This is a genomic window from Kribbella sp. VKM Ac-2569 (genome assembly GCF_004216905.1).
Lineage (GTDB): Bacteria > Actinomycetota > Actinomycetes > Propionibacteriales > Kribbellaceae > Kribbella.
In genome coordinates, this window is record NZ_SGXJ01000005.1 from 346,291 (window position 1) to 368,662 (window position 22,372).

At 68.4% G+C, this 22,372-nt stretch carries 26 protein-coding genes; 14 read left to right on the top strand and 12 right to left on the bottom strand.

Going from position 1 to position 22,372, the window contains the following annotated elements:
* Positions 1–28 precede the first annotated feature (28 nt).
* Complete coding sequence (locus EV649_RS32570; protein ID WP_130387489.1) at positions 29–1,459, bottom strand: MFS transporter; 1,431 nt, start codon at positions 1,457–1,459, stop codon at positions 29–31.
* Positions 1,460–1,508: 49 nt separating this feature from the next.
* Between EV649_RS32570 and EV649_RS32575 the strand changes: the two genes are divergently transcribed.
* Complete coding sequence (locus tag EV649_RS32575) at positions 1,509–2,117, top strand: TetR/AcrR family transcriptional regulator (RefSeq protein WP_130387490.1); 609 nt, start codon at positions 1,509–1,511, stop codon at positions 2,115–2,117.
* Here EV649_RS32575 and EV649_RS32580 read toward each other — a convergent pair.
* The 5 genes from EV649_RS32580 to EV649_RS32600 are packed head-to-tail and all read right to left on the bottom strand — an operon-like array spanning position 2,114 to position 4,988.
* On the bottom strand, positions 2,114–2,986 hold the full coding sequence (locus EV649_RS32580) for a transglutaminase domain-containing protein (protein ID WP_130387491.1): 873 nt from the start codon (positions 2,984–2,986) through the stop codon (positions 2,114–2,116). The genes EV649_RS32575 and EV649_RS32580 overlap by 4 nt on opposite strands.
* Positions 2,986–3,807 (bottom strand): MerR family transcriptional regulator, encoded by an 822-nt coding sequence (locus EV649_RS32585; protein ID WP_241998962.1) that lies wholly within the window; start codon positions 3,805–3,807, stop codon positions 2,986–2,988. Before EV649_RS32585 ends, EV649_RS32580 begins: the two co-directional genes overlap by 1 nt.
* Before the next feature lie 10 nt (positions 3,808–3,817).
* Positions 3,818–4,228 carry a hypothetical protein gene (locus tag EV649_RS32590; RefSeq protein WP_130387493.1) on the bottom strand — a complete coding sequence of 137 codons (411 nt, stop codon included), beginning with the start codon at positions 4,226–4,228 and terminating at the stop codon, positions 3,818–3,820.
* Positions 4,225–4,638 (bottom strand): MarR family transcriptional regulator, encoded by a 414-nt coding sequence (locus EV649_RS32595; protein WP_198682817.1) that lies wholly within the window; start codon positions 4,636–4,638, stop codon positions 4,225–4,227. The genes EV649_RS32590 and EV649_RS32595 overlap by 4 nt, the downstream gene beginning before the upstream one ends.
* Positions 4,639–4,691: 53 nt before the next feature.
* Complete coding sequence (locus EV649_RS32600) at positions 4,692–4,988, bottom strand: hypothetical protein (RefSeq protein WP_130387494.1); 297 nt, start codon at positions 4,986–4,988, stop codon at positions 4,692–4,694.
* Between the two features lie 127 nt (positions 4,989–5,115).
* Here EV649_RS32600 and EV649_RS32605 point away from each other — a divergent pair, with 127 nt between their 5' ends.
* From EV649_RS32605 to EV649_RS32625, 5 genes are all read left to right on the top strand, one after another.
* Complete coding sequence (locus EV649_RS32605; RefSeq protein ID WP_277875731.1) at positions 5,116–5,967, top strand: BTAD domain-containing putative transcriptional regulator; 852 nt, start codon at positions 5,116–5,118, stop codon at positions 5,965–5,967.
* A gap of 272 nt (positions 5,968–6,239) precedes the next feature.
* Entirely contained in the window at positions 6,240–6,677 is a 438-nt protein-coding gene (locus EV649_RS32610; RefSeq protein ID WP_198682819.1) for a PadR family transcriptional regulator, read from the top strand.
* Positions 6,678–6,755: 78 nt separating this feature from the next.
* Positions 6,756–7,181, top strand: coding sequence for a DUF3995 domain-containing protein (locus EV649_RS32615; protein ID WP_130387497.1), 426 nt, complete (start codon positions 6,756–6,758; stop codon positions 7,179–7,181).
* Positions 7,178–7,669: a sigma-70 family RNA polymerase sigma factor gene (locus EV649_RS32620; RefSeq protein WP_130387498.1), complete on the top strand. Its 492-nt coding sequence runs from the start codon at positions 7,178–7,180 to the stop codon at positions 7,667–7,669. The genes EV649_RS32615 and EV649_RS32620 overlap by 4 nt, the downstream gene beginning before the upstream one ends.
* Positions 7,666–8,127 (top strand): hypothetical protein, encoded by a 462-nt coding sequence (locus EV649_RS32625; RefSeq protein WP_198682820.1) that lies wholly within the window; start codon positions 7,666–7,668, stop codon positions 8,125–8,127. The genes EV649_RS32620 and EV649_RS32625 overlap by 4 nt, the downstream gene beginning before the upstream one ends.
* On the opposite strand, the gene EV649_RS32630 is transcribed toward EV649_RS32625, so the two are convergent.
* Both EV649_RS32630 and glgX read right to left on the bottom strand, forming a co-directional pair.
* Entirely contained in the window at positions 8,095–8,859 is a 765-nt protein-coding gene (locus EV649_RS32630; RefSeq protein WP_130387499.1) for an SGNH/GDSL hydrolase family protein, read from the bottom strand. The genes EV649_RS32625 and EV649_RS32630 overlap by 33 nt on opposite strands.
* 61 nt (positions 8,860–8,920) lie before the next feature.
* Complete coding sequence (glgX, locus tag EV649_RS32635; RefSeq protein ID WP_241999024.1) at positions 8,921–10,948, bottom strand: glycogen debranching protein GlgX; 2,028 nt, start codon at positions 10,946–10,948, stop codon at positions 8,921–8,923.
* Positions 10,949–11,149: 201 nt separating this feature from the next.
* Here glgX and EV649_RS32640 point away from each other — a divergent pair, with 201 nt between their 5' ends.
* The 6 genes from EV649_RS32640 (at position 11,150) to EV649_RS32665 (ending at position 16,984) form a co-directional block, all read left to right on the top strand.
* The gene (locus EV649_RS32640; RefSeq protein ID WP_130387501.1) at positions 11,150–12,172 is read left to right on the top strand and encodes a Gfo/Idh/MocA family oxidoreductase; all 1,023 of its coding nucleotides are present in this window, start codon (positions 11,150–11,152) and stop codon (positions 12,170–12,172) included.
* Entirely contained in the window at positions 12,169–13,212 is a 1,044-nt protein-coding gene (locus EV649_RS32645; RefSeq protein ID WP_130387502.1) for a Gfo/Idh/MocA family oxidoreductase, read from the top strand. The genes EV649_RS32640 and EV649_RS32645 overlap by 4 nt, the downstream gene beginning before the upstream one ends.
* Before the next feature lie 77 nt (positions 13,213–13,289).
* Positions 13,290–14,069, top strand: a complete 780-nt coding sequence (locus tag EV649_RS32650; protein WP_130387503.1) for an enoyl-CoA hydratase-related protein — start codon at positions 13,290–13,292, stop codon at positions 14,067–14,069.
* Positions 14,069–15,019 carry a class I SAM-dependent methyltransferase gene (locus EV649_RS32655; RefSeq protein WP_130387504.1) on the top strand — a complete coding sequence of 317 codons (951 nt, stop codon included), beginning with the start codon at positions 14,069–14,071 and terminating at the stop codon, positions 15,017–15,019. The genes EV649_RS32650 and EV649_RS32655 overlap by 1 nt, the downstream gene beginning before the upstream one ends.
* Positions 15,020–15,028: 9 nt before the next feature.
* Positions 15,029–15,862 (top strand): acyltransferase, encoded by an 834-nt coding sequence (locus EV649_RS32660; RefSeq protein ID WP_130387505.1) that lies wholly within the window; start codon positions 15,029–15,031, stop codon positions 15,860–15,862.
* A 21-nt stretch (positions 15,863–15,883) separates the two neighbouring features.
* The gene (locus EV649_RS32665; protein ID WP_130387506.1) at positions 15,884–16,984 is read left to right on the top strand and encodes a hypothetical protein; all 1,101 of its coding nucleotides are present in this window, start codon (positions 15,884–15,886) and stop codon (positions 16,982–16,984) included.
* Here EV649_RS32665 and EV649_RS32670 read toward each other — a convergent pair.
* Positions 16,971–17,696, bottom strand: a complete 726-nt coding sequence (locus EV649_RS32670) for a class I SAM-dependent methyltransferase (RefSeq protein ID WP_130387507.1) — start codon at positions 17,694–17,696, stop codon at positions 16,971–16,973. The two genes, EV649_RS32665 and EV649_RS32670, sit on opposite strands and share 14 nt — an antisense overlap.
* Before the next feature lie 119 nt (positions 17,697–17,815).
* Here EV649_RS32670 and EV649_RS32675 point away from each other — a divergent pair, with 119 nt between their 5' ends.
* Both EV649_RS32675 and EV649_RS32680 read left to right on the top strand, forming a co-directional pair.
* On the top strand, positions 17,816–18,598 hold the full coding sequence (locus EV649_RS32675) for an electron transfer flavoprotein subunit beta/FixA family protein (protein WP_130387508.1): 783 nt from the start codon (positions 17,816–17,818) through the stop codon (positions 18,596–18,598).
* 17 nt (positions 18,599–18,615) lie between these two features.
* A complete protein-coding gene (locus EV649_RS32680) occupies positions 18,616–19,572 on the top strand; it encodes an electron transfer flavoprotein subunit alpha/FixB family protein (protein ID WP_130387509.1) in 957 nt (318 codons plus the stop codon).
* 72 nt (positions 19,573–19,644) lie between these two features.
* On the opposite strand, the gene EV649_RS32685 is transcribed toward EV649_RS32680, so the two are convergent.
* From EV649_RS32685 to EV649_RS32695, 3 genes are read right to left on the bottom strand one after another with little or no spacing between them, the layout of a single operon-like run.
* On the bottom strand, positions 19,645–21,243 hold the full coding sequence (locus EV649_RS32685; protein ID WP_130387510.1) for a hypothetical protein: 1,599 nt from the start codon (positions 21,241–21,243) through the stop codon (positions 19,645–19,647).
* Between the two features lie 58 nt (positions 21,244–21,301).
* A complete protein-coding gene (locus EV649_RS32690; protein ID WP_130387511.1) occupies positions 21,302–21,775 on the bottom strand; it encodes a pyridoxamine 5'-phosphate oxidase family protein in 474 nt (157 codons plus the stop codon).
* The gene (locus EV649_RS32695) at positions 21,775–22,368 is read right to left on the bottom strand and encodes a dihydrofolate reductase family protein (RefSeq protein ID WP_130387512.1); all 594 of its coding nucleotides are present in this window, start codon (positions 22,366–22,368) and stop codon (positions 21,775–21,777) included. The genes EV649_RS32690 and EV649_RS32695 overlap by 1 nt, the downstream gene beginning before the upstream one ends.
* Between the last annotated feature and the right edge of the window lie 4 nt (positions 22,369–22,372).

Genomic DNA, 22,372 nt, shown 5'->3' on the forward strand with positions numbered 1-22,372 from the left:
ACCAGGCGGGGGTGTTTTGTGTTTGTGCTCAGTCCCGACTCCTGGCGATGCCCCAGGCAACCAGTGCGGCGGCGAGAGCGGTGAGGGTGAGGCCCGCGGTGGTGGTCGCGTGGTGGAACTGGCTGGTTTGGTGGGCGGTCCAGTTCGGAGTGGTGATAGCGCCGGTGAACATCGTGGCGAGGATCGTGCCGGTGATGGCGATGCCGGCGCCGGAGGTGACTTCCGTCGCGGTGTCGGTGAGGGCTGCGCCGATCGTGGTGCGGTTCTTCGGGAGTCCCCGCAGTACGTTGACTCCGGCAACGACTCCGACGACGCGCATGCCGGCCGCGACCAGGACGAGCGCGATCGCGACCCACACGTAGCCGTACCGGCTCAGCCCCCCGAAGACCGCGAGCCCGAACACGACCGCCGCCGCGCTCATCCACGCCGCGTTCTCGAGACCGACCCGCTCGACGAACGGCCTGATCAAGGCACCACCGGCGACCAGGACCACCACCTGCGGCAGCATCCCGATCGCGGCGAGGGCGGGCGACCAACCCCAGTCGAGCTGGAGCTGCAGCGTCACGAGGTACCCGAGCCCCGCCGTCGCCAGACCGGCCGCCGCCTTGAATGCGAGTCCGCTCGACACCAGCGGGTGGGCAACCAGCTTGGGATCGAGGAGCGGGTACGTCGCTGAACGTTCGCGGACGTAGAACAAGGCAGCCCCGACAACCGCCGCGACCGTGGCCGCCCACGGACTCCACGACCCGGCGCCCTCGTTGACGAACAGCGTCGGCGCCACGAGCGCCAGCACGATCGTCGCCGTACCGAGCACGGCACCCGCGATGTCGATCGGATCGCGGTGCAGCTCGGCCGGTACGTCGGGGGAGATGCCACGCCGTACGCCGATGATCGCCAGCACTGCTATCGGTACGTTGACGAGCAGCAGCACCTGCCACGGCGCGATCGCCAGCACGAACCCACCCGCCGTCGGACCGACCGCGAGCCCGACCAGCCCCACGGTCGAGATCAGCGTCGTCGCGCGCACCCGGACCCCGTCGTCCTCGAACAGCCGGAAGCTCAGCGCGAGCGATCCCGGTGTAGTCATCGCGGCCGCGACACCCATCGCGACACGGACGGCGATCAGCTGCTCGACCGTGGAGACGAACGCAGTCGCGAGGCTCGCAACAGCTAGCAGTGCTAGCCCGACGAGCATGATCCGCCGGCGGCCGAACCGGTCGGCGATCGCCCCGAAGGCGAGCATCAGTCCGCCGAACACGACGGCGTACGCGCCGGTCACCCACTGCAGCGCGGTCGTCGACGCGTGCAGCTCGCGCCCGATGGTGGGCAGCGCGACGTTCAGGATCGAGTTGTCGAGCATCTCGAACAGGAACACCGCCGACAGCCCGGCCAGCGCGACCCACGCCTCCCGCAACGAGCGGGGAGAGCCTGCTATGACAGTTGTCTGATCGGAGGACATGCCACTAGGTTAAGTGACTAAACTTAGTGACACAAGAGAGTGAGGTCCCATGCCCAGAACCGCAGCCCGTGGCGGACCGCAGACACGTGCGCGGATCTCGGACGTCGCCACCCAGTTGTTCCTGGAGCGCGGTTTCGACGCCGTGACGGTCGCCGAGGTCGCGCGGGAGGCCGGGGTCTCGAGCGTGACGGTCTTCAAGCACTTTCCCCGCAAGGAGGACCTGCTCCTCGATCGCGCCGACGATGCGACGGACCTGCTGCGTACGGCGGTCCGCGACCGCTCGGGTGCGGTCGACGTACTGACGTCGCTCCGGGAGGCCGTCCTGGGCCTGGCCGACGACCGCCACGCCCTGTCCGGACTCAAGGACGGCTCGATCCCGTTCTTCGTGACGGTCGCCGCGTCGCCGGCGCTGATCGCGCGATCCCGGGAGATCGCGGACGAGATCCAGCAGACGCTAGCCGAGGAACTGTCCGGCGACGCCGCGCTCGAGGGCGATGCCGCGCTCCTCGCCGCGTTCTTGATCGCCGGCTACACCACAGTCCTCACCGGAACCGCCCGGCGCCTGATGGCCGGCGACATACCCGACGATGTCGCCGAGGATCACCGCGCCCGGGTCGACCACCTCTTCGACAAACTCCGCAACGGCTTCGCGGGCTAGCCGAGGTCCTTCCAGGCGAAGGGGCCGCCGGCGGGAGAGGTGACGAAGGCGCGGCCGGCGTAGGTCAGGCTGGGGTCGGTGCGGTACAGCTCGTTGACCTCCTTGGTTGCCGCGTCATCTCCGTTGTCGGAGGCAAGCATCAGGTCCGCGATCCGGTCGGTGAGTTCGACGTCGGCGCCGTCCAGCGTGTCCGACATGGACCCCCAGTTGTCCCAGAGCAGGAGCTCGTCGCCGTTCAGATGCGCGAGCTGATAGTGCACATAAGTGCGGATGAACCAGCCACCGTGCAGCTTCAGCGGAGCGTCCGGATTAGGGTCCGCGCCGAAGAGATCACCGTTGAGTTCACCGGCCCGGTATCCCTGCCACACCTCGGCCGCGGACCGGAACGGCCCGGCCGGCATGTCCGCCACGTCGAACGTGAAGCGTGGATCAGCCGGATCCATCTCGGCGTCGATCATCACCCACCGGTCGCCGTTCCAGTACTCGGCCACCACGTGGTCGTTGTTGAAGCCCTCGGTGAAGTAGTTCCCGAACCCGACCCGGCTGCGTGCCGGGATCCCCTTGTGGCGCAGGATCGAGACGAACAAGAGCGTGTAGTCGCGGCAGCAGCCGACTACCCGGTCCACCGGCTCCCGCGGCACCGCGAGCGCCGTACCGTTGCGTTTCTGGTCCGTGGCGAGGATCGCCGACACCCAGCGGTTGTCGATCTCGGCCAGTCGTTCGCCGGTGAACTCGATGCCGCCGCCGCGGTAGTGGATCAGCAGGTTGCGGACCACCGCGGCGATCTCGGTGACCTCGTCCGGCAGTGCGTCGAACAGTCCGGCATGTACGCCGGGATCGCTGAAGCGGGTCTGAATCGCGTAGTCCATCACAGGTTCCTCTCGAGAATGGGCAGGGCGATGTCGACGGCAGGTTCGTCGCGGGGGAGGAGCTGGCAGTCCGGGCGGTAGACCTCCCGCGGCGGACCCGCTTCGGGGCTTCCGGATGCCCGCACCGAGTCGAAGACGAGGTCGTACGCGAGCATGATCCGCGGGTACGCGCACTCGTCCATCGTGATCGTGCAGTACGCCTCCCGGTGGGCCGGCTCGACCCGGATCCCGATCCGGCCGGCCGGGTCCACCAGGCCCTCGAACGGCACGCACACCTCGACCGTCGCCTCACCCTCGGGCGTCACCGCGCCGTGGTAGATCACCCACGACCCGACGTTCGCCGTCGCACCGGCAGCCCGCAGGTACGACGTGAGCTCGTCGGTGCACGTCACGATCACCCCGATCAGCTGCTGCTGGTTGGTGTCCGCGCGGATCGACGCGATCTTCGTCGCCGGCACGTCCCGGGTGTGCACCGGTCGCGGCGCGAGTCCCGTCGTACCCGAGCGCGACAGCCGGTCCCGCAGATACTGCAACGTCGCGCGCCGGGACGCCGTGGTCGCCTCCTCGGCGGCCCACCACCGGTTGAGCCGGATCAACGCGTCCTCATCTGTTCCGGTGAGGACCTCAGCGATCGTGGTCAGCGGCATGTCCAACTGCCGCAGCACACTGATCCGTCGCGCCCGCTCGAGTTGGTCCTCGTCGTACAAGCGGTACCCGTTCGCCGGGTCCACCTGCGCCGGCGCCAGCAGCCCCGACACGTCGTACAACCGCAGCGCCTTGTGCGAAAGCCCGGCCCTCCGCCCGAACTCACTGATCGTCAACACCCGACCATCACACTCCCTGCCCTTGGGGCAGAGTAAAGGGGAACGCCTTGATGTCCGGCTCCACCCACCCGGTCCGCGCGGCCGGAGATGCCAAGGCGCGTGAGCTGTAGAAGCGGGTCAATAGCCGCTTGTCCAGGAGCCCCGGGTTCCGGCGTACCAGCTCTTCGAAGTCTTCGTCCGGCGCCTCGGTCATGTGGTACGCCGTCAGCTCGACCCACGCCCTGCTGACCGTGGCGTTGTACTTCTGTGGCACCCCGGCGTACCGAGCCGTCTTCTGGATCCCGTCACTGATCAGCTCCACTGCTCCGGCCGTCCCACACCGCCGTACGGCGAGCCACGTCAAGTGGACGTGCTCCCGATGCCCGAACCGCTCGGCGGTCGCCATCAACTGACCCATCAGCTCGTCGAAGACATTCATGATTCCGCCAGCGCCTTCAGCACCCGCCGGGCCTGCTTGACCGCCGACGCCGGTACGCCGTCCAATGCGCGCACCTCCACCGCTTTGAACGCCTTCGCGACCCGGTCCGCACTCCGGGCACCGGCCGCGGTCAGCGAGATCTCCACGGCACGCCGGTCCCCGCTGCGTGCCGTGCGAGTCAGCAACCCCTTGTCGGCAAGCCGATCGAGTACGCCGGTCAGCGTCGTGGGCCGCACACCCGCCGCGACCCCGATCTCGGACACCGTCCGCGGCCGGCCGTCCGCGAGGTTCGCCAGCACGTTCCGCTCGGAAGCCGTCAACCCCAGGTCGGCCAGCTCCGTCCCCAGCACCTGCAACGTCACATGCGTCGCCCGCTGCAACAGCACCAACAGCAATTCGTCACTTTCCACGAATCCAGATTATCCGAAACCGTAATATCCGTCACCGGAATTCCGCGGCGGCCTCAGGGCATCGGCGTGTGATCCCGGCGCCGTCGCCCGCCCAGGCCGAGCCAGGTCAGGGCGATCCCGCTCGCTGCTCCGACCGCGACCGAGGTTGCGTCCAGACCGCCGTCGCGGTCGGGCGTCTGAGCGCTGAAGTTCGCCGACGCGCCCTCCGGCCGCGGATGGTTCGCCGCCGTGGCCGGGACCGTTGCGATCAGCGGCGCGCTGCAGACTGCGACGGCTGCCAATCTCCCCAGCCAGGTCGTGATCGATCGCTTGCTTGGTGGCGCCTGCGTCCGTTCTGCTCGTGCCGACATGATCTTCCCCCTTGGCGTCACGAGTCTGCTCCGGCCAGGTATCGGTGCGGTATCGAGTGCCGGTCTTGACGCGACGCGCCGCCCGATCGACAGTCGAGAGGTGGGTATCGCTGTTCTGGGCCCACTCATGGTCGATGGGGGGCAACATTTAGGCCGGCGTGATCGCGTCGTCCTGTCTGCGCTCGTGGTGCATCCGGGGGACGTTGTCAGTGCCGACGTACTCGCGGACGTCCTGTGGGGTGACGAACTCCCGGCCTCGTGGACCAAGATCGTGCAGGGCTGTGTGGTGCGGTTGCGCAAGGCGCTGGGCAATCGCTCGATCGAGACGTCGCCGCGCGGCTACCGGCTGACGGTCCCGTGGGACGAGATCGACGCCCAGCGGTTCGAGCGAGCCGTCGAGCGGGCCGGCGTACTGATGGCGACCGATGCCGAGCGCGCAGCAGTGGTGCTGTCCGGTGCGTTGCGTCTGTGGCGGGGCCGGCCGCTGATCGAGGCCGAGCGCTGGGATGCGGCCCGGATCGAGGCTGCGCGACTCGAAGAACTGCGGCAACTCGCGCAGGAGACGGCTGTCGAGGCCGCGTTGCGGTCGGGCCGGCACAGCAGCGTCCTCGGTAGGGCGCAGGTCTTGGTCGACGAGGCCCCGCTGCGTGAGCGGCGGTCGATTCTGCTCGCCACAGCGCAGTACCGATCCGGCCGGCAGGCCGAGGCGCTGGACACCGTACTTCGGTTGCGAGCGGTGCTGAATCGCGAGCTCGGTGTGGATCCGGTGGCGGAGATCGATGAGCTCCAGGAGGCGATCCTGCGGCAGGATCCCGCGCTGTTCCCGACCGAGGCGGACGCCCTGATGTTGCTTGCCGAGGAGCTGCATTCAGCCGCTCGGCAGGTCGACCGCAGCGGCTCGGAGGAGCAACGCACCGCGGCCGCCAAGATCCTGGCCGACGCCCGCCGCTTGCTGCACCTGCTGCTCGCCGACGCCTGAGACCTGCATCACGCAGCGGACGTCTCGACTTGTCTTGGAGACAGTAACGATATATCGTTAGTGTCATGAAGAATATCGAGGAGGAATCTATGAACACCCCCAACGAAATCCGAGGCCGCCGACGCGGCCACCACCCCCGGCGCGGCGGACCGCGGATGGGCGAAGGCATGCCGACGCACCGCGGACGCGGTGGCCGAGGCCCCAGTCGTGGTGCAGGACGTGGCACAGGCCGCGGTCGAGCCCCGCGCGGCGATGTCCGAGCGGCCGTCCTGATGCTGCTTGCCGAGGAGCCGATGCACGGCTACCAGCTGATGCAGGCCATCGCCGACCGCAGCGACGGGCGCTGGACCCCCAGCCCCGGCGCGATCTACCCGACCATCAACCAACTGGAAGACGAGGGCCTGGTCACCGTGACCGCCGAGGCCGGCCGCAAGCTCGTCACCCTGACCGACGCCGGCCGCGAGTACGTCGAGAAGCGTCGCGAGACGTCGATCGATCCGTTCGCCGGTTTCGCGAGCACCGAGCCCGCGACCGACCTGCGCGCGCTACTCGAGGAGCTGCACTCAGCGACTCGGCAAGTTGGCCGCAGCGGCTCGGAGGAGCAGCGCACCGCAGCCGCCAAGATCCTCGCCGAGGCCCGTCGCTCGCTCTACCTGCTGCTCGCCGACGCCCCGGTGATCCCCGAGACCCCGAAGGCACCCGAAGCCTGAGACCTGCATCACGCAGGGAACGTCTCGGACGAACGACTCCTCTTGGGAGATGTCACGCACATCTGAGAAGGAGTCGAGATGGATTCTCGAAAGCTCTCCGCGAGCGCACACATCCTGCTTGCGGCAGTGCATGCCTACTGGGCGACAGGCGCCACTTGGCCCGCAAGTGATGAGCGCAGCCTCTCGCTGACTGTCCTCAATGCGGAGGTCAGCTTCAGTCCCGGAGTCGTGCTGCCACTGGCCGCACTGCACCTCCTGCTAGCAGGCGCCATCCTCACCACCGCGAGGTGGAGGCTCAGCAGGCTCGTGGTTGTCGGGCTGGTGGCCGGGCTGGCCGCTCGGGCGGCTGTTGGGCTGGTCTGGATCACGGGCGCGGTTGACACGAGTACGGCGTTCTACTGGCTCAACCTGTTCCTCTACACCCCGCTCTGTGTCGCGCTGTGCGTAGCTGATCTGAAGCTCCTCCGAGCACGCCGGCCGCTGGTGCCAGAATTCTCCAGATGATCGAGGAACATCTGGTTCGCGCGGCGCAACGTGGCGACACGGTCGCGATGAACGGGGTGCTCGACGCGTTGACGCCGTACGTCGGGAAGATCTGCGGGCCGATCGCGCTGAACGACGGACCCGATGCGGCGCAGGAAGCACTCATCGCGATCTTCCGCGGGCTGCACGGCCTGCAGGAGCCGGCGGCGCTGTTCGGCTGGGCGCGGGCGATCGCCGTCCGCGAGGCGGTTCGGGTCGCGCGCCGCGGGCAGCGGCAACGGCCCGCCGAGCTCACGGACCTGCCGGCCGCGGACGATCCGCAGCTCGCGATCGACGTACAGGACGTCCTCAGGAGGCTGTCGCCCGAGCATCGGGCCGTCCTGGTACTGCGGGATCTCGAAGGAATGGACGAACAGGCAGCGGCCGCCGTACTCGATGTCCCATCGGGTACGGCGAAGTCGCGGCTGCACCGGGCGCGGGCAAGCTTTCGGAAGGCATGGAGCTCATGAACTGGCCACAGGCTGAACTGACGGACGTCGAGCGGTTCCGGGCGCTCGCGGCGGGCGTGCCGGGCGCAGCCGTCACCGAACGCGTGCTGCCACAAGAACCCGATCGGGTGCAGGCGATGCTCGCGGACCTCGACGTGTTCGCCACCATCCAGGCGGACCTCGTCTCGGCGACTCTTGAGGAGCGCGACGGCGACCGCGTCGTCGTACGGGCGAAAGGCGCCAGAGGACAACGCGCGCGGCTGGTAGGTCAGCTCCGCCCAGGGTGGTGCTGGTTGCAGAGCCGCTTCCTGATCATCGGCATGGCAGTCGCCGCCGAGCCAGGTGGTGGCACGCGAGTGGCCCTGACCGGCGGCATTCGCGTTCCGGGCCGCGCCGCGATCATCCCGATCAGAGTGCGACAGGAGAGCAGCAAGACGCTGGACCGCCTACAAAAGCTCCTCAGGGATCGCGGCGAGTAGGGCGTCGGCGTGCCGGCGGTAGCCGAGGTTGTTGGGGTGGAAGGCGTCTGGGGCGAGCATGCCGCGCCAGGGTGGGCGGGCGTAGCGGGACACCTCGGCAACCGGGAGGCCGCGGGAGGTGGCTGTGTTGCTGATCAGCTGGTTGATTCCGGAGACATAGGGGCTGACGGCTCCACCGATCCGCCAGAAGCGGTCTGGGACGGTCAGGTCCATCACGACGGATGAGGAGGGGAGCTGATCGATCACCTGGCGGAGGTGGTCGCGGAAACGCTTTGGTGGCGTCGCGAGGACGTCGTTGGTACCGATGCCACAGGTGACCAGTGCGGGTGTCAGGCCGTCCAGCAACGGGAGCTGATCCTCAAGTACGTGCCGCGTCTGCGCACCGGACTGCGACAGGTTCAGCACTCGCCACGGCGTTCCCTTACGGCGCAGGGCATTCAGCACCTGGCCGACGTACCCGTGCAGCGGCGACGAAGCGCCCAGCCCTTGCGCGGTTGAGTCGCCGAGCACCACCCAGAGCGGTCCCTCGGCCGACAGTGTCAAAGAGTTCTGCTGCGTCCAGTACTCCGCATACGTCCGCGCCTGTACGTCGACGTACGCCACGCCGTCCACCCAGCGCTGGATCGCCAGCCGCGAGCTGGTTCGCTCGGCCTCGCCCCAGCGCATGATCGCGCGATGCATCGCCCCGATCGGCGTGGTCCGTTCACGGTCCCCTCGGCGCAGCAAAAACATCGGTCCCCCCAGACATGAACAGAAGGTGACCGCCGAATGTACAGGTGGAAGGTTAACGACCTCAGAGAGCGCGCAGCAGCACCAAACAGCGTGGACCGAGCGGCACCGTCGCACCGGCCTCCACCTCGGTCACCATGCTGTTGCTGGTGTCCAGCACCACCTCGTACGCCGGCGCCCACGACGCATCCGGCACGACGACCCGTCTGGTTTCCGCGGTCGCATTCAAAGCGAGCAGGAACGAGCTGTCGGTCAGGGCGTTGCCCTCCGCGTCGGTGGCCCGCAACGCGTCGCCGCGCAGGAACATGCCGATCGTCCGCAGGTTCCCGTCGAACCAGTCCGCGTCGGTCATCTCCCCACCGTGCGGAGCGATCCACGACAGATCCTTGCGGCCACCGGACACCACAGGCTGCCCGGAGAAGTAGTGCCACTGCCGCAGCGCGGGGTGTGCGGCGCGGAGGGCCAGCAGCTTCTTGGTCAGCTCGAGGTGATCGGACCAGGTGCTCGGCAGTGACCAGTCGAACCAGGAGATCTCGCTGTCCTGGCAGTACGCGTTGTTGTTGCCGTCCTGCGTCCGCCCGCATTCATCGCCGGCGGTGATCATCGGCACGCCGGTGGACAGGATCAGCGTCGACATCAGGTTCGCCATCTGCTGCTTGCGCAAGGCGATCACGCCGGCGTCGTCGGTCTCGCCCTCGACGCCGCAGTTCCAGGACCGGTTGTCGTCGGTCCCGTCCCGGTTGTCCTCGTGGTTCGCCTCGTTGTGCTTGTGGTTGTAGCTGACCAGGTCCCGCAGCGTGAACCCGTCGTGCGCGGTGAGGAAGTTGATCGACGCGTACGGGTAGCGGCCGTCGTCGCCGTACAGGTCGCTGGACCCGGAGAGCCGATAGGCGAGGTCCTTCACACCGTCAGAGGTGTTGCGCCACACATCGCGGACGCTGTCGCGGAACTTGCCGTTCCACTCCGACCACGGTGGCCCGAAGTTGCCCACCTGGTAGCCGAACGGGCCGACGTCCCACGGCTCGGCGATCAGCTTCACCCGGCCGAGCACCGGGTCGGCCGCGACCTCGGCCAGGAACGGGTGGTCGGGGATGTCGACCTCGTGCCGCTCGTTGCGCACCAGCGTGACGGCGAGGTCGAACCGGAACCCGTCGACGCCCATCTCCTCGACCCAGTACCGCAGGGAGTCCATCAGCAGTTGCCGGACGTGCGGGTGCGAGGTGTCGACCGAGTTGCCGGTGCCGGTCACGTCGTACATCGCGGCCCCGTCGGTCAGGCGGTAGTACGCGCGGTTGTCGATCCCGCGGAAGCTCAGCGTCGGTCCGTCGAAGCCGCCCTCGGCGGTGTGGTTGTAGACGACGTCGAGGATCACTTCGATGCCCGCGGCATGGAACGCGGCGACCATCGCCTTGAACTCGGCCACCTGCTCACCGCGCGAACCGGACGACGAGTACGGCGCGTGCGGTGCGAAGAAACCGAGCGTGTTGTAGCCCCAGTAGTTCGGCAGGCCGCGCGCCGCGATCGCCGGCTCGGTGAGGAAGTGGTGGATCGGCAACAGTTCGACCGACGTCACGCCGAGCTCCGTCAGATACTTGATCACCGACGGATGCGCGAGACCGGCGTACGTGCCGCGCTGGTGCTCGGGTACGTCGGGATGCTGCTTCGTGAATCCCTTCGTGTGCAGCTCGTAGATGACCGTCTCGCCCCAGTGCACCGGCTCGCTGATCGGTGGCGGCGGCGTGGAGTCGGCAACCACCACGCCGACCGGGACATGCCCGGCCGAGTCGCCGTCGGAGGAGTCGTAGACGAGCGGGCTGTCGAAGTCCAGTGAGCCGTCGACGGCCCGCGCGTACGGGTCGAGCAGCAGCTTCGACGGGTTGAAGCGCAGACCGTGCGACGGGTCGAACGGACCGTGCACGCGGTACCCGTACCGCTGGCCGGCACCGACGCCCGCGACGAACCCCGTCCAGAACTCACCGGTGTGCGTGAGGTCCAGGTTCCGCTGGCTGCCGTCGTCGGCGATCAGTGCGAGTTCGACCCGCTCTGCGGCCGGAGCCCAGAGCGTGAAAGTGGTCCCACCGGTCTGGACCACTGCCCCTGGATGCGGACCGGTCGCGGGAGACTGGGCTGGAGCGCTCGGGGCGGCCGTCGCTTCTTTCACCGGGTCATTCTGCACAGTACGGCGTGAGTTCACGACAATGAGGTGGTTGTGTTCGTGAGACGGTAGTTGCGAACGCCTGTGCGCAGTGATACGCAAGGACCGTTACTAATTTACCCACCCCCAGGGGAACACATGTCGGAAGAGTTGGCCGGTCTGACCGTCGGTCTGATCGGCGCGGGCAACATCTCGCGCATCCACGCCGAGTCCTGGAAGGCCGTCGGCGCCCGGGTCCTGGTCTATTCACTCGACGGCGCGAAGGAACTGGCGCAGAAGTACGGGCTGGAGGTCGTGGCGTCGCTGGACGAGATCCTGGCCGCGGTCGAGTTCGTCGACATCGTCACGCCGTCGGCGACGCACAAGGAGATCACGCTGGCCGCGATCAAGGCGGGCAAGAACGTCATCTGCGAGAAGCCGCTGACGCTCACGGCGGCCGACTCGCACGAGGTGATCGACGCGGCAGCGGCGGCCGGCGTCCGGCTGTACCCGGCGCACGTGGTGCGGTGGTTCCCGGCGTACAAGGCGGCGTACGACGCGATCCAGGCCGGGCGGATCGGTGAGGTCGCGGTGGCGCGGTTCTACCGTCAGGCGTCCTCGCCGGCCGGTGCGGGCTGGTACCGCGACGTGGCCCGGTCCGGTGGCGTGATCATGGACCTGATGGTGCACGACCTCGACCAGGCGCGCTGGCTGTGCGGCGAGGTCACCACGGTGTACGCCGTACAGAACCCGCCGACCGTGGACGGCGTCAGCCCCGTCAACGTGGCTGCGCACGTGACGCTGACGCACGAGTCCGGTGCGATCAGCCACTGCCGCGCGACCTGGGGAGCGACCGGTACGACGTTCCAGACCGGCTTCTCGGTCGCGGGTGCGAGCGGGGTACTGAAGTTCAAGTCCGACGGCGACACGGGCTACAAGGAAGAGCTCCAGAACGGCGCTGCCGTCGGCGACCTGCTGATTCCCGAGTCAGCGCTGGGCGAGAGCCCGTACCTGACCCAGCTGCGGGAGTTCGCGATCGGCCTGCGCGGTGGACCGGAGCCGCGCGTTCTCGCGTCGGACGGTGCGACCGCGGTCTACCTGGCCGAGGCGGCGCGTGCGTCGATGGAGTCCGGTCAGCCGATCGACATGAAGACCTTCGTCTCGACGGGAGCAGTGGCATGAGCCTGAAGGTTGCGATCGCTTCGTTCGCACACGTCCACGCGGGTTCGTACGCGCACCTGCTCGCGTCGCTGCCCGACATCGACGTACTGTCCGCCGACCCCGATGGCGCCGGGGCGCCGGATCCCGGCCCGCGCGGTGCCGAGTTCGCCGCGCAGTTCGGCATCCCGTACGTCGACTCGTACGACGAACTGTTCGCGTGGGGACCCGACGCGGTCGTGGTGACGTCCGAGAACTCGGGCCACCGCGAACTGGTCGAGCGCGCTGCCGCTGTCGGTGCGCATGTCCTGTGCGAGAAGCCGCTGGCGACCGAGGTCGCGGACGGCGAGGCCATGCTCGCGGCGTGCGAGGCGGCCGGGACGATCCTGATGATCGCCTACCCGGTCCGGTTCGCGCCGGCGTACGCGCAACTGCGGGCGAACGTCGAGGCCGGCCGGCTCGGTGACGTGTTCGCGATTCTCGGCACCAACAACGGGAAGATCCCGTACGCCGCCCGCCAGTGGTTCACCGACGCGAAACTCGCCGGTGGGGGAGCGCTGGTCGACCACACCGTGCACTGCGCGGACCTGATCGACGGCCTGACCGGCGGTGCGACCGCGACCCGCGTGTACGCCGCTGCGAACCGGATCCTGCACCAGGACAAGGGTGTGGAGGTGGAGACGGGCGGTTTGGTGACGATCAACTACGACAACGGGCTGCTGGCAACCATCGACTGCTCGTGGAGCGTTCCGGACAACGGTGCGACCTGGGGTGGCGTGTCGCTGCAGGTGACCGGCACCAACGGGTCCGTGGAGATCGAGCCGTTCGTCGCGCACGTCGGCGGCACGGACGCCGCGGGCGAGGTCTTCCTCGCGATCGGCGGCAACCTGGACGCGTCGTTGCTCGACACGTTCCTGGACGCCGTCCGTACCTCCGGCCCGGCACAGCCTGGCCAGGCGCCGGCCGTCGTACCGCAGCCGGACGGCGCGGTCGGCCTCCGCACGCTGAAGATCGTCGACGCAGCCCGCCGCTCGGCGGCCTCCGGCCAGGCGGTGGATGTTTAAGGTCCTCCTCCTGTCAGGTACGGTTCCCGGGGATGTGACCGACCGGTAAGCCCCGGGAACCGTAAGGAGTGGACGCTATGGGCGAGTTCGTCAACCTCACCGTGAGTGAAGGTGTTGGCACGATCCGGCTGGATCGGCCGAAGATGAACGCGCTGAACGTCCAGGTCCAGGAGGAGATCCGGGCCGCGGCGGTCGAGGCCACGGCCAACGACGACGTACGCGCCGTGGTCATCTACGGCGGCGAGCGGGTGTTCGCGGCCGGCGCGGACATCAAGGAGATGGCGGACATGTCGTACGCCGACATGGCCAAGCGCTCCGGTCCGCTGCAGTCCTCGCTCACCGCGGTCGCCGCGATCCCGAAGCCGACCGTTGCCGCGATCACCGGGTACGCGCTCGGTGGCGGCTGCGAGCTCGCGCTCTGCGCCGACTACCGGATCGCCGCCGAGGACGCCAAGCTCGGCCAGCCGGAGATCCTGCTCGGCATCATCCCGGGCGCCGGCGGTACGCAGCGGCTGTCCCGCCTGGTCGGCCCGTCGAAGGCCAAGGACCTGATCTACACCGGCCGCTTCGTGGATGCTGCCGAGTCACTGCAGATCGGCCTGGTCGACAAGGTGGTCCCGGCCGCCGACGTGTACGTCGCGGCCGTTGCCTGGGCGTCCCAGTTCTCCCGCGGCGCGGCGATGGCGCTGCGTGCGGCCAAGGAGTCGATCGACTCCGGGCTGGGCGTCGACCTGACCACCGGGCTGGAGATCGAGCGTCAGCAGTTCGCGGCGCTGTTCGCCACCGAGGACCGCGCGATCGGGATGAAATCGTTCGTCGAGAACGGACCCGGCAAGGCTGAATTCAAGGGAATCTGATGTCTGCAACCTCCAAGCCCGCTGCCTCCGCTGAAGACATCGAGGCGGCGTGGAACGACAACAAGCTCGCCCAGGTGCTGTACCACGACTGGGAAGCGTCGACGTACGACGAGAAGTGGTCGATCTCGTACGACGAACGCTGCGTCGACTACGCCCGGGACCGCTTCGTCGCGGTCGCCGGAACCCGTGGCTGGCCGTACGGCAAGACGCTCGAGATCGGCGCCGGCACGGGCTTCTTCACGCTGAACCTCAAGCTGGCAGGCGTTCTCGACGAGGCGCACGTCACCGACCTCTCGCCGGGCATGGTCGAAGCCGCGAAGAAGAACGCGAAGACCCTCGGCTTCGCGATCGAGGGCAAGGTCGCCGACGCCGAGAAGCTGCCGTACGACGACAACACGTTCGACCTCGTCATCGGGCACGCGGTCATCCACCACATCCCGGACGTCGAGCTGGCGTTCCGCGAGATGATCCGGGTCCTCAAGCCGGGCGGACGCTTCGTGATCTGCGGCGAGCCCACGCGGTACGGCGACTTCGTGGCCCGGCGACTGTCCCGGTTCACCTGGTGGGCGACCACCAACGTGACCAAGCTGCCTGCGCTCGCGCACTGGCGGCGGCCGCAGGAGGAGCTCGACGAGTCCTCCCGGGCTGCTGCGCTGGAAGCGGTCGTGGACCTGCACACGTTCGACCCGGACACACTGGCCCGGATGGCCTCGCGTGCCGGTGCTACGGACGTTCGCACCGTGACGGAGGAGCTGCTGGCGGCATGGGTCGGGTGGCCGATCCGCACGTTCGAGGCCGCCGTACCGGAGCAGAAGCTCGGGTTCGGGTGGCGGATGTTCGCGTACAAGTCGTGGCTGCAGCTGTCCAAGGTGGACAAGGCGCTGTCGGCCGTCGTACCGGACGAGCTGTACTACAACGTCTCGATCACGGGGATCGCAGACAAGCAGTAGGGTGTGTTGATGCGGTTACTCACCGCGGCGAATCTGGGCTGGGTGGTGCGCCATCGGGCGTGGACGCCGTACTACCTGAAGCGCTACTGGCGGTTCGCCTGGTTCAAGCTGCGCCACCCGCACGTGATCACCGAGGGTTTCGTGTTCCTCGGCAAGCACCTGGAGATCGTGGCGCGGCCCGGTCACGGGCGGATCGTGCTCGGCAAATGGGTGCATCTCGGTGACGAGACCCGGCTGCGCGCGCACGAGGGGACGCTGCGGATCGGCGACAAGGTGGTGTTCGCCCGCGACGTCACGGTGAACTGCTACCTGGACGTGGAGATCGGCGCGTCGACGCTGATCGCGGACTGGACCTACATCTGCGACTTCGACCACAAGACCGAGGACCTCGACCTGCCGATCAAGGACCAGGGCCTGGTGAAGTCGCCGGTCCGGATCGGCCCGGACTGCTGGCTGGCCACGAAAGTCACGATCACCCGGGGCGCCGACATCGGCCGCGGCGTAGTGATCGGCGCCAACAGCGTTGCCCGCGGCAACATCCCGGCGTACGCGATCGCCGGCGGCGTTCCGGCCAAGGTCATCGGCGACCGCACCGCCCGGTACGCCGCCAATGCCGAGCGCCGTAAGTACCTGGCCGGACTGGCCGCGGCGAACACCCGCACCGCCGGCCTGCTCAAGTCCGGTGAGACTCCCGTCGCGCCGTCCCAGCGCGTGGCGCCGGGGGATGCGGGTGGTGATGAGGTAGAAGCAGATGGTGAAAAAGAGAGCCTGAGGGGTTCTCAAGTTACTCACCAGTCGGGCACTATGGCCCCCACATCCGGTCGGACGCCCACGACCGGATGAGCATCGGAGAGGAGAAGTAGCGTGGCTGACCAGGCTGCGATTGGTCCGGCCGATCAGGCTGCACCGTCGCTGCTCGACCAGGCCGCGGCCGACAACTCGATCACGCAGGCGAGGACCCGCGCGGTCGACCCGGTGCCGATCGTGGCCGAGCCAGTGGTAGCCCGCAGCGCTACGTTGGAACCAGTGCTTGAAACGAGCGAGTCAGACATGGGCGTGAACAGCAGCGTGAACCCGGAAGCACAGGCAGTGGACGGCAGAGTGGTCGACAGCACGGCAGCGGCGCCGGTGGCGGGCGCGCGCCGCCGGTTGTCGCCACGCCCGGTCCCGGTCAGCCGGCGTAGGAGACCGCCGGCCGAAGCGACCGAAGCGACCGCAGTGGCCACGGACGAGGAACGGACCCCGGCTGAGGAGATGGACGACGTGGGTACGAAGGACGAGAAAGCGACGGCTGCCGAAGCCGACAAGGTAGAGACCAGTACTGCCACCGAGACCGGCGCGGGCGGTTCGGGTACGGCGACCGCGACGAAGACTGCCCGGCCGAAGACCGCGGCGGAGATCGTGGCGGAGCAGCGGGCCCGGGAGAAGGCGGCGGCCGAGGCCCCGGCAGCGGACGCGGCCGCCTCGGAGGATGCCGCGCCCGCTCGAGCGGACGATGCTTCGAAGGATGTCGGGACGAGTGCCGCCGACAAGGCGCCGGCTGCCGCGGCTACTGGTGCGGGTGCCGCGGCGGGCAAGCCTGCCGCGAAGCCGACCGGTGCCTCAGGCAACAAACCGGCGGCCGCGAAGAGTGGCTCGGGATCCGGGATGGGCAAGCAGGCGCTGACCTCGGTCGGCTCCGGTGTCCGGAAGTTGCGCAATCTGATCGCGTCGCTGATCTGGCTGGTCGCGGTGCTCGCGGCCGCGGTCCTCGCGCTCGGTGCGCTGTTCACCGCGCTCGACCAGACCAACCAGAGCAACGAGATCGTGCGCTGGATCCTGGAGCGCGGTCACGACCTGGTCGGCCCGTTCAAGGACCTGTTCCGGCTGGAGACCGCGAAGAACACCCTGCTCGTCAACTGGGGGATCGCGGCCCTCGTCTACTTGATCGCCGGCAAGATCCTCGAAAAAATCATCCGCCCGTAGCTACCAGGATCAGATCGAGAGATTCGTCCAGGTCTCCTGGGCGGATCTCGAAGTCGGCGTACGTCGTACTGTGCACGAGCCCGGCCAGGTTGTCGTCCCACTGGTCGTGCTCGGCGGCGAGCTGCGCGTCGACACAGGATCCGTACTGCGTCTCCCAGGACGTCAGCCGGTCGCCGTGGTGGAGTCCGAGCGCCTGCCTGATCTCGAAGTGCGGCTCGAGGAGTTCGATGAACTCGGCGGCGGTGAGTTCGCGCGTGTGGTACCAGTTCCCGCTCGGGAAGGTCAGGCGGTTCGGCGTACTGAGGACCAAGGTCCCGCCGGGCGCGAGAATGCGCGCGCACTCGGCGACGAACCGCGGCTGCTCCCAGAGATGCTCGATCGTCTGCAGTGAGGTCACGGTCTCGAAAGCGTTGTCCGCAAAGGGCGTCTGCACGAGATTGCCGCGCGCGACCTTGACCTGTGGATAAACGCGGCGGACGTGCCGCAACGTCGTATCTTCATAGTCGAGACCGGTCACCTGGTTCGCCCCGGCGAGTCGGAGCAGTTCCGCGCCGTACCCCTCGCCGCAGCCGGCGTCGAGGACCCGGCCGGTCCCGATCGGCAGTTGGGCCGTGATCCAGCGATAGGCGGCGTCATGGCGCGCGAACCAATAGTTCTCGTGCCAGATCCCGGGCGCAGTCCTCTCGCCGGTCAGCGGTAACGTCTCGCTCACTGACTCAGCCTAGTCGTCCACGAGACTGTGATCGGACTCGCACCGCAGTTATGTTTCTCGCGAGTAACATCCGTGGCAGGCTTGGCAGAGACCGTTAACCAGAAGGGGTCCCACACGCTATGAAGATCGTCGTCTGCGCGAAGTTCGTGCCGGATGCCACCGCGGACCGCCGCTTCCGCTCGGAGGACAACACGGTGGACCGTGCGGGTGTCGACGGGCTGCTGTCCGAGCTGGACGAGTATGCCGTCGAGACCGCCCTCACCGTCAAGGAGGCCGGGGACGCCGAGGTGACCGTTCTCACGGTCGGCCCGGAGCAGGCTGCGGACGCGGTGAAGAAGAGTCTGCAGATGGGCGCCGACGCCGGTGTCCACGTTCTCGACGACGCGATCCACGGTTCGGACGCGGTTGCCACCTCGCTGATCCTGTCCAAGGCGCTGGGCAAGCTGGAAGCGGACCTGGTCGTGTTCGGCATGGGTTCGACCGACGGCGGCATGGGCGTCGTTCCGGCGATGGTGTCGGAGCGGCTCGGCCTGCCGGCGGTGACGCTGGGCTCAGAGGTGACCGTCGACGGGCAGACCGTACGGATCCGCCGTGACGGTGACACCGCGAGCGAGACCATCGAGGGCACCCTGCCGTTGGTGCTGTCGGTGTCGGACCAGGCGAACGAGCCGCGGTACCCGTCGTTCAAGGGGATCATGGCCGCGAAGAAGAAGCCGGTCGAGACCTGGTCGCTGGCCGACCTCGAGCTGACCCCGGAGCAGGTGGGCGGCTCGTCGGCGTGGACCGAGGTGGTCGAGGTGACCGCCCGTCCGGCGCGAACCGCCGGCACGATCGTCACCGACGAGGACGGTAGCGGCGCCGCCGGCCTGGTCGAGTTCCTGTCCACGAACAAGTTCCTCTGAGGGGTGCGGGTCTAGTTATGTCGAACGTTCTGGTTCTCGTTGACCACACCGCGGGCGCGGTCCGCAAGACGACCGCCGAGCTCCTCACGATCGCCCGCCGTCTCGGCGAGCCGGTCGCTGTGTTCGTCGGTGAGGGTGTCTCGGATGCGCTGCCGGCTCTGGGGCAGTACGGCGCGACGAAGGTGATCGCGTTGTCGAACCCGGAGCTCTCGCAGTTCCTGGTGGCGCCGAAGGCCGAGGCGCTGGCGCAGGTCGCGGCGAAGATCGAGCCGTCGGCGATCCTGATCTCGTCGAACGCCGAGGGCAAGGAGATCGCGGCGCGGCTCGCGGTCAAGCTGGACTCGGGTCTGATCACCGACGCCGTCGACGTTGTCGCTGCCGATGGTGGCGCGGTCACGACGCAGTCGGTGTTCGCGGGCAACTTCACCGTGCAGGCGAAGGTCACGCACGGCACGCCGATCATCACGGTCAAGCCGAACGCCGCCACTCCCGAGGCCGCCGAGACCTCGCCTGAGGTGGAGGAGTTCGACGTCACGATCTCCGACGTCGCGAAGACGGCGCGGATCGTGGAGTCGAAGCCGCGGGAGGCGACCGGTCGTCCGGAGCTGACCGAGGCCGCGATCATCGTGTCCGGTGGCCGCGGTACCGGCGGTGACTTCGGCCCGATCGAGGCGTTCGCCGACTCGCTCGGTGCCGCTGTCGGTGCGTCGCGCGCGGCGGTGGACTCGGGCTGGTACCCGCATGCCTACCAGGTCGGTCAGACCGGCAAGACGGTGTCGCCGCAGCTGTACGTCGCGGCCGGCATCTCCGGCGCGATCCAGCACCGCGCCGGCATGCAGACCTCGAAGACGATCGTCGCGGTCAACAAGGACCCCGAGGCCCCGATCTTCGAACTGGTCGACTTCGGCGTGGTCGGCGACCTCCACAAGGTCCTCCCCACCGCCACCGAAGAGGTCACCAAGCGCAAGTCCTGACCCGCAACACCAACAGCCCGGCTCGGCACCCCGAGCCGGGCTGTCACATTCCTGGAGAACGGATTCGCTGACTCAGGTGGTTAGTTGTTGGCGGATTGTGGCTAGGTCGTCGGTGATGGCGGCTTTTCGGGCTTCGGTGGTGTTGAGGTAGTTCGCGAGTGCGGTGGCGGCTGTTGCGCAGCGTTCGTTGAGGTTGGCTACCTCTCCGGCGGCTCGGGTCTTGTCGACGTTGATGGCACGCCGCAGCTTGACGTAGCTGTTGAGGCCGAAGGCCATCACCACCAGGCCGACCACGATCCAGAACCAGTGCAGGAGCAGCCCCAGCCCGATCGCCACGACCGCGCCGCCCACCAGCAGTCCGATCGGAGTGGCGCGCTGTTCGATGGTCATGACGCCGGCGGACGCGGTGAGCGATGACGTCGCCTTGCCGAGTTCGAGCTGGTCGGGTCCGTCCGAGCGGATCGTGATCGTTTGTGTGCCGCTCTCGATGGAGACCTCCGACGGGCCCGGGAGCTCGGCGGTCTGCGCCACGGTCTCGACCGCGGGCAGGACCAACGGACCGACGACGCGCAGCGCGGCGGTCGACAGGTGCGGGTCGGCGGACAGACTGAGGTCCTCGGTGAGCAGCGCGTCGACCGTGCCGGCAGAGTCGTCGAGCGCCTGGGCGGCGGGCTCGGCGGCCCCGCTCACCCGTGCACGCAGTACGGCGATCCGGGCCAGCGTCTCGCGCTCCGGCTCGCTGCCTTCGGAGATCAGCAGCCGCAGCATGCCCGCGGCACTGTCCTCGGCCGGCTCGTTGTCGGCGTCGGCGGGCGACTTAGCACCGCGACGGGACGACTTGGCGTCGTCCGGGGTGCTGTCGGTCTTACGGGTCTCCGGGTAGTTCAGATCGGGGTCGGGCTCGCGGGCCTCGGTGTTGCTGAGGATCGTCTCGACAGCGTTGCGGATCCGGCTCAACCGGTTCGCGGCCTCGTCCTGCTGTTCGGTCTCCTTGAGACGCGGCCCACTCGAGCGGCTCGAGCTGCCGCGGTTCTCGAGTCGCGACAGCCACCCGCCATCGGGGGACGCGGCCGACTGCAGCCGCTTCACCACGAGCTCCAGACCGTCCGCCCCGAACCCACCACGCGCAGCTGTCGTCCACAGCACCCGCTGCACCCGGGTCAGCGTTCCGTCCGCGGCCGGTACGCCGAACGCGACGTCCAGCCACTCGTTCTGCACCTGGTGCCGCTGCCCGAGCACCGCCAACGCCAGCGACAGGTAGATCGACGTACGGCGCTGGTCGAGCTCCATCGCCGCACTGATCGCCTGCTCGTCCGGCGTGGAGGCGTGCAGGGAGATCAGTGCCTGGGTGGCGGGGCTCAACCAGTACCGGGCGACGGGCCCACCGGCCTCCGGCAGCTCGGTGCTGGACGCCATCGCGGAGAGGACCCGGGTGGCGTAGCGGCGGAGTTCGGCGGCGTCGACGAAACCGGCCGTCTCGTGGCGGAGATCGGACAGCTCGACGAACGCGTCGAAGGCACGAGACATGCTCTCCACGCGGCTCTGCAGGCTGCCCTGGATCCGGGACAACTGGGACCGGAGACTGGAGGCCTCCTGGCGCGCATACGACATCTCGCTCTCCAGGTTGGAGAGCTGCTGGTTCTGCTTGCGTTCGGTCCACCAGTCGCTCATGCTTCCTGCCTTCCGCTCAACCAGACATTGCTCCCCGGAAGGATTGCGTGTCAGCGGGTCATCCGGCCCACACGGGTCGCCGCGAGTCGAGCCCGGTGCCGTACTCCGGGTCGCCGCCCGTGACCAGAATCCAGTGCTCGGTGGCGCTGGCACGGTACAGGCGGAGGTCGTCGCGCAACTGGTCGGCGGTGTACGCGCGCAGCTCCGCGTAGCGCGACGAGAAGAGCGTCGCGGACGCTTCCAGCTCGTCGTCCGGGACGAGAGCGGCCTGCGCCCGGAAGTACACCGCCGACGCGCCACCGATCGGCACGGTCGAGTCGAACATCGCGATGCTCACGTCTGGCCGCTCGGCGAGGTTGCGCGAGTGCAGCGAGTTCGGCGACGACGCCCAGTAGAACGTGTCGTGCCCGTCCGGCGTGAAGTAGACCGGCGTCACCCAGGGCAGCCCGTCGGCTCCGACCGTCCCGAGCGCCATGTACTTGTTGGCTTCGATGACCGCCGCAGCCCGCCGGTCGAGGATCTCTTGTGTCATCACTGCTCCTGATGAGGTACGTCGTACGTCAGGTGGGTCGCGTTCGGTGTGCTCGTAGTGTCTCGTGGCACCAGCCGGATCGGGGTCAGCGTGGTCCGCTCGAACAGTGGGGTGCCGTCGCCGAGAACGATCGGCGCGACGTGGACCCGCAGTTCGTCGACCAGCCCGGCGTACAGGTACTGGCGGCACAGGTGCCCGCCGCCCATGATCATCACGTCTCGCGCCCCCGCGGCGGCCTGTGCGAGCTTGAGTGCGGCCTCGATCCCGTCCGGCACGAACTCGAACCAGCCGTCCAGCCGGACCCGGCTCGGTGGATTCGACGTCACCACGTGGATCGCCGGCCGCTCGCCGCTGAACCCGTCGGCGCTCCACCCCTGCGGCCCGTCGATGAGGTCGAACGTCCGCCGTCCCATCAGCACGGCGCCGATGTTCGTGCTGGTGCGCTCGAACGCCTCGCGGTCGGCCGCCTGCTCGCCGGCGATCCAGTCGTGCAGGGGATCGCCGCCGATCCCGAGACCGTGCGTGAGGTCCGCTCCCGGCCCGGTGACGAATCCGTCGAGCGACATCGTGATGTCCAGCAGTACGCGTCCCATGGTC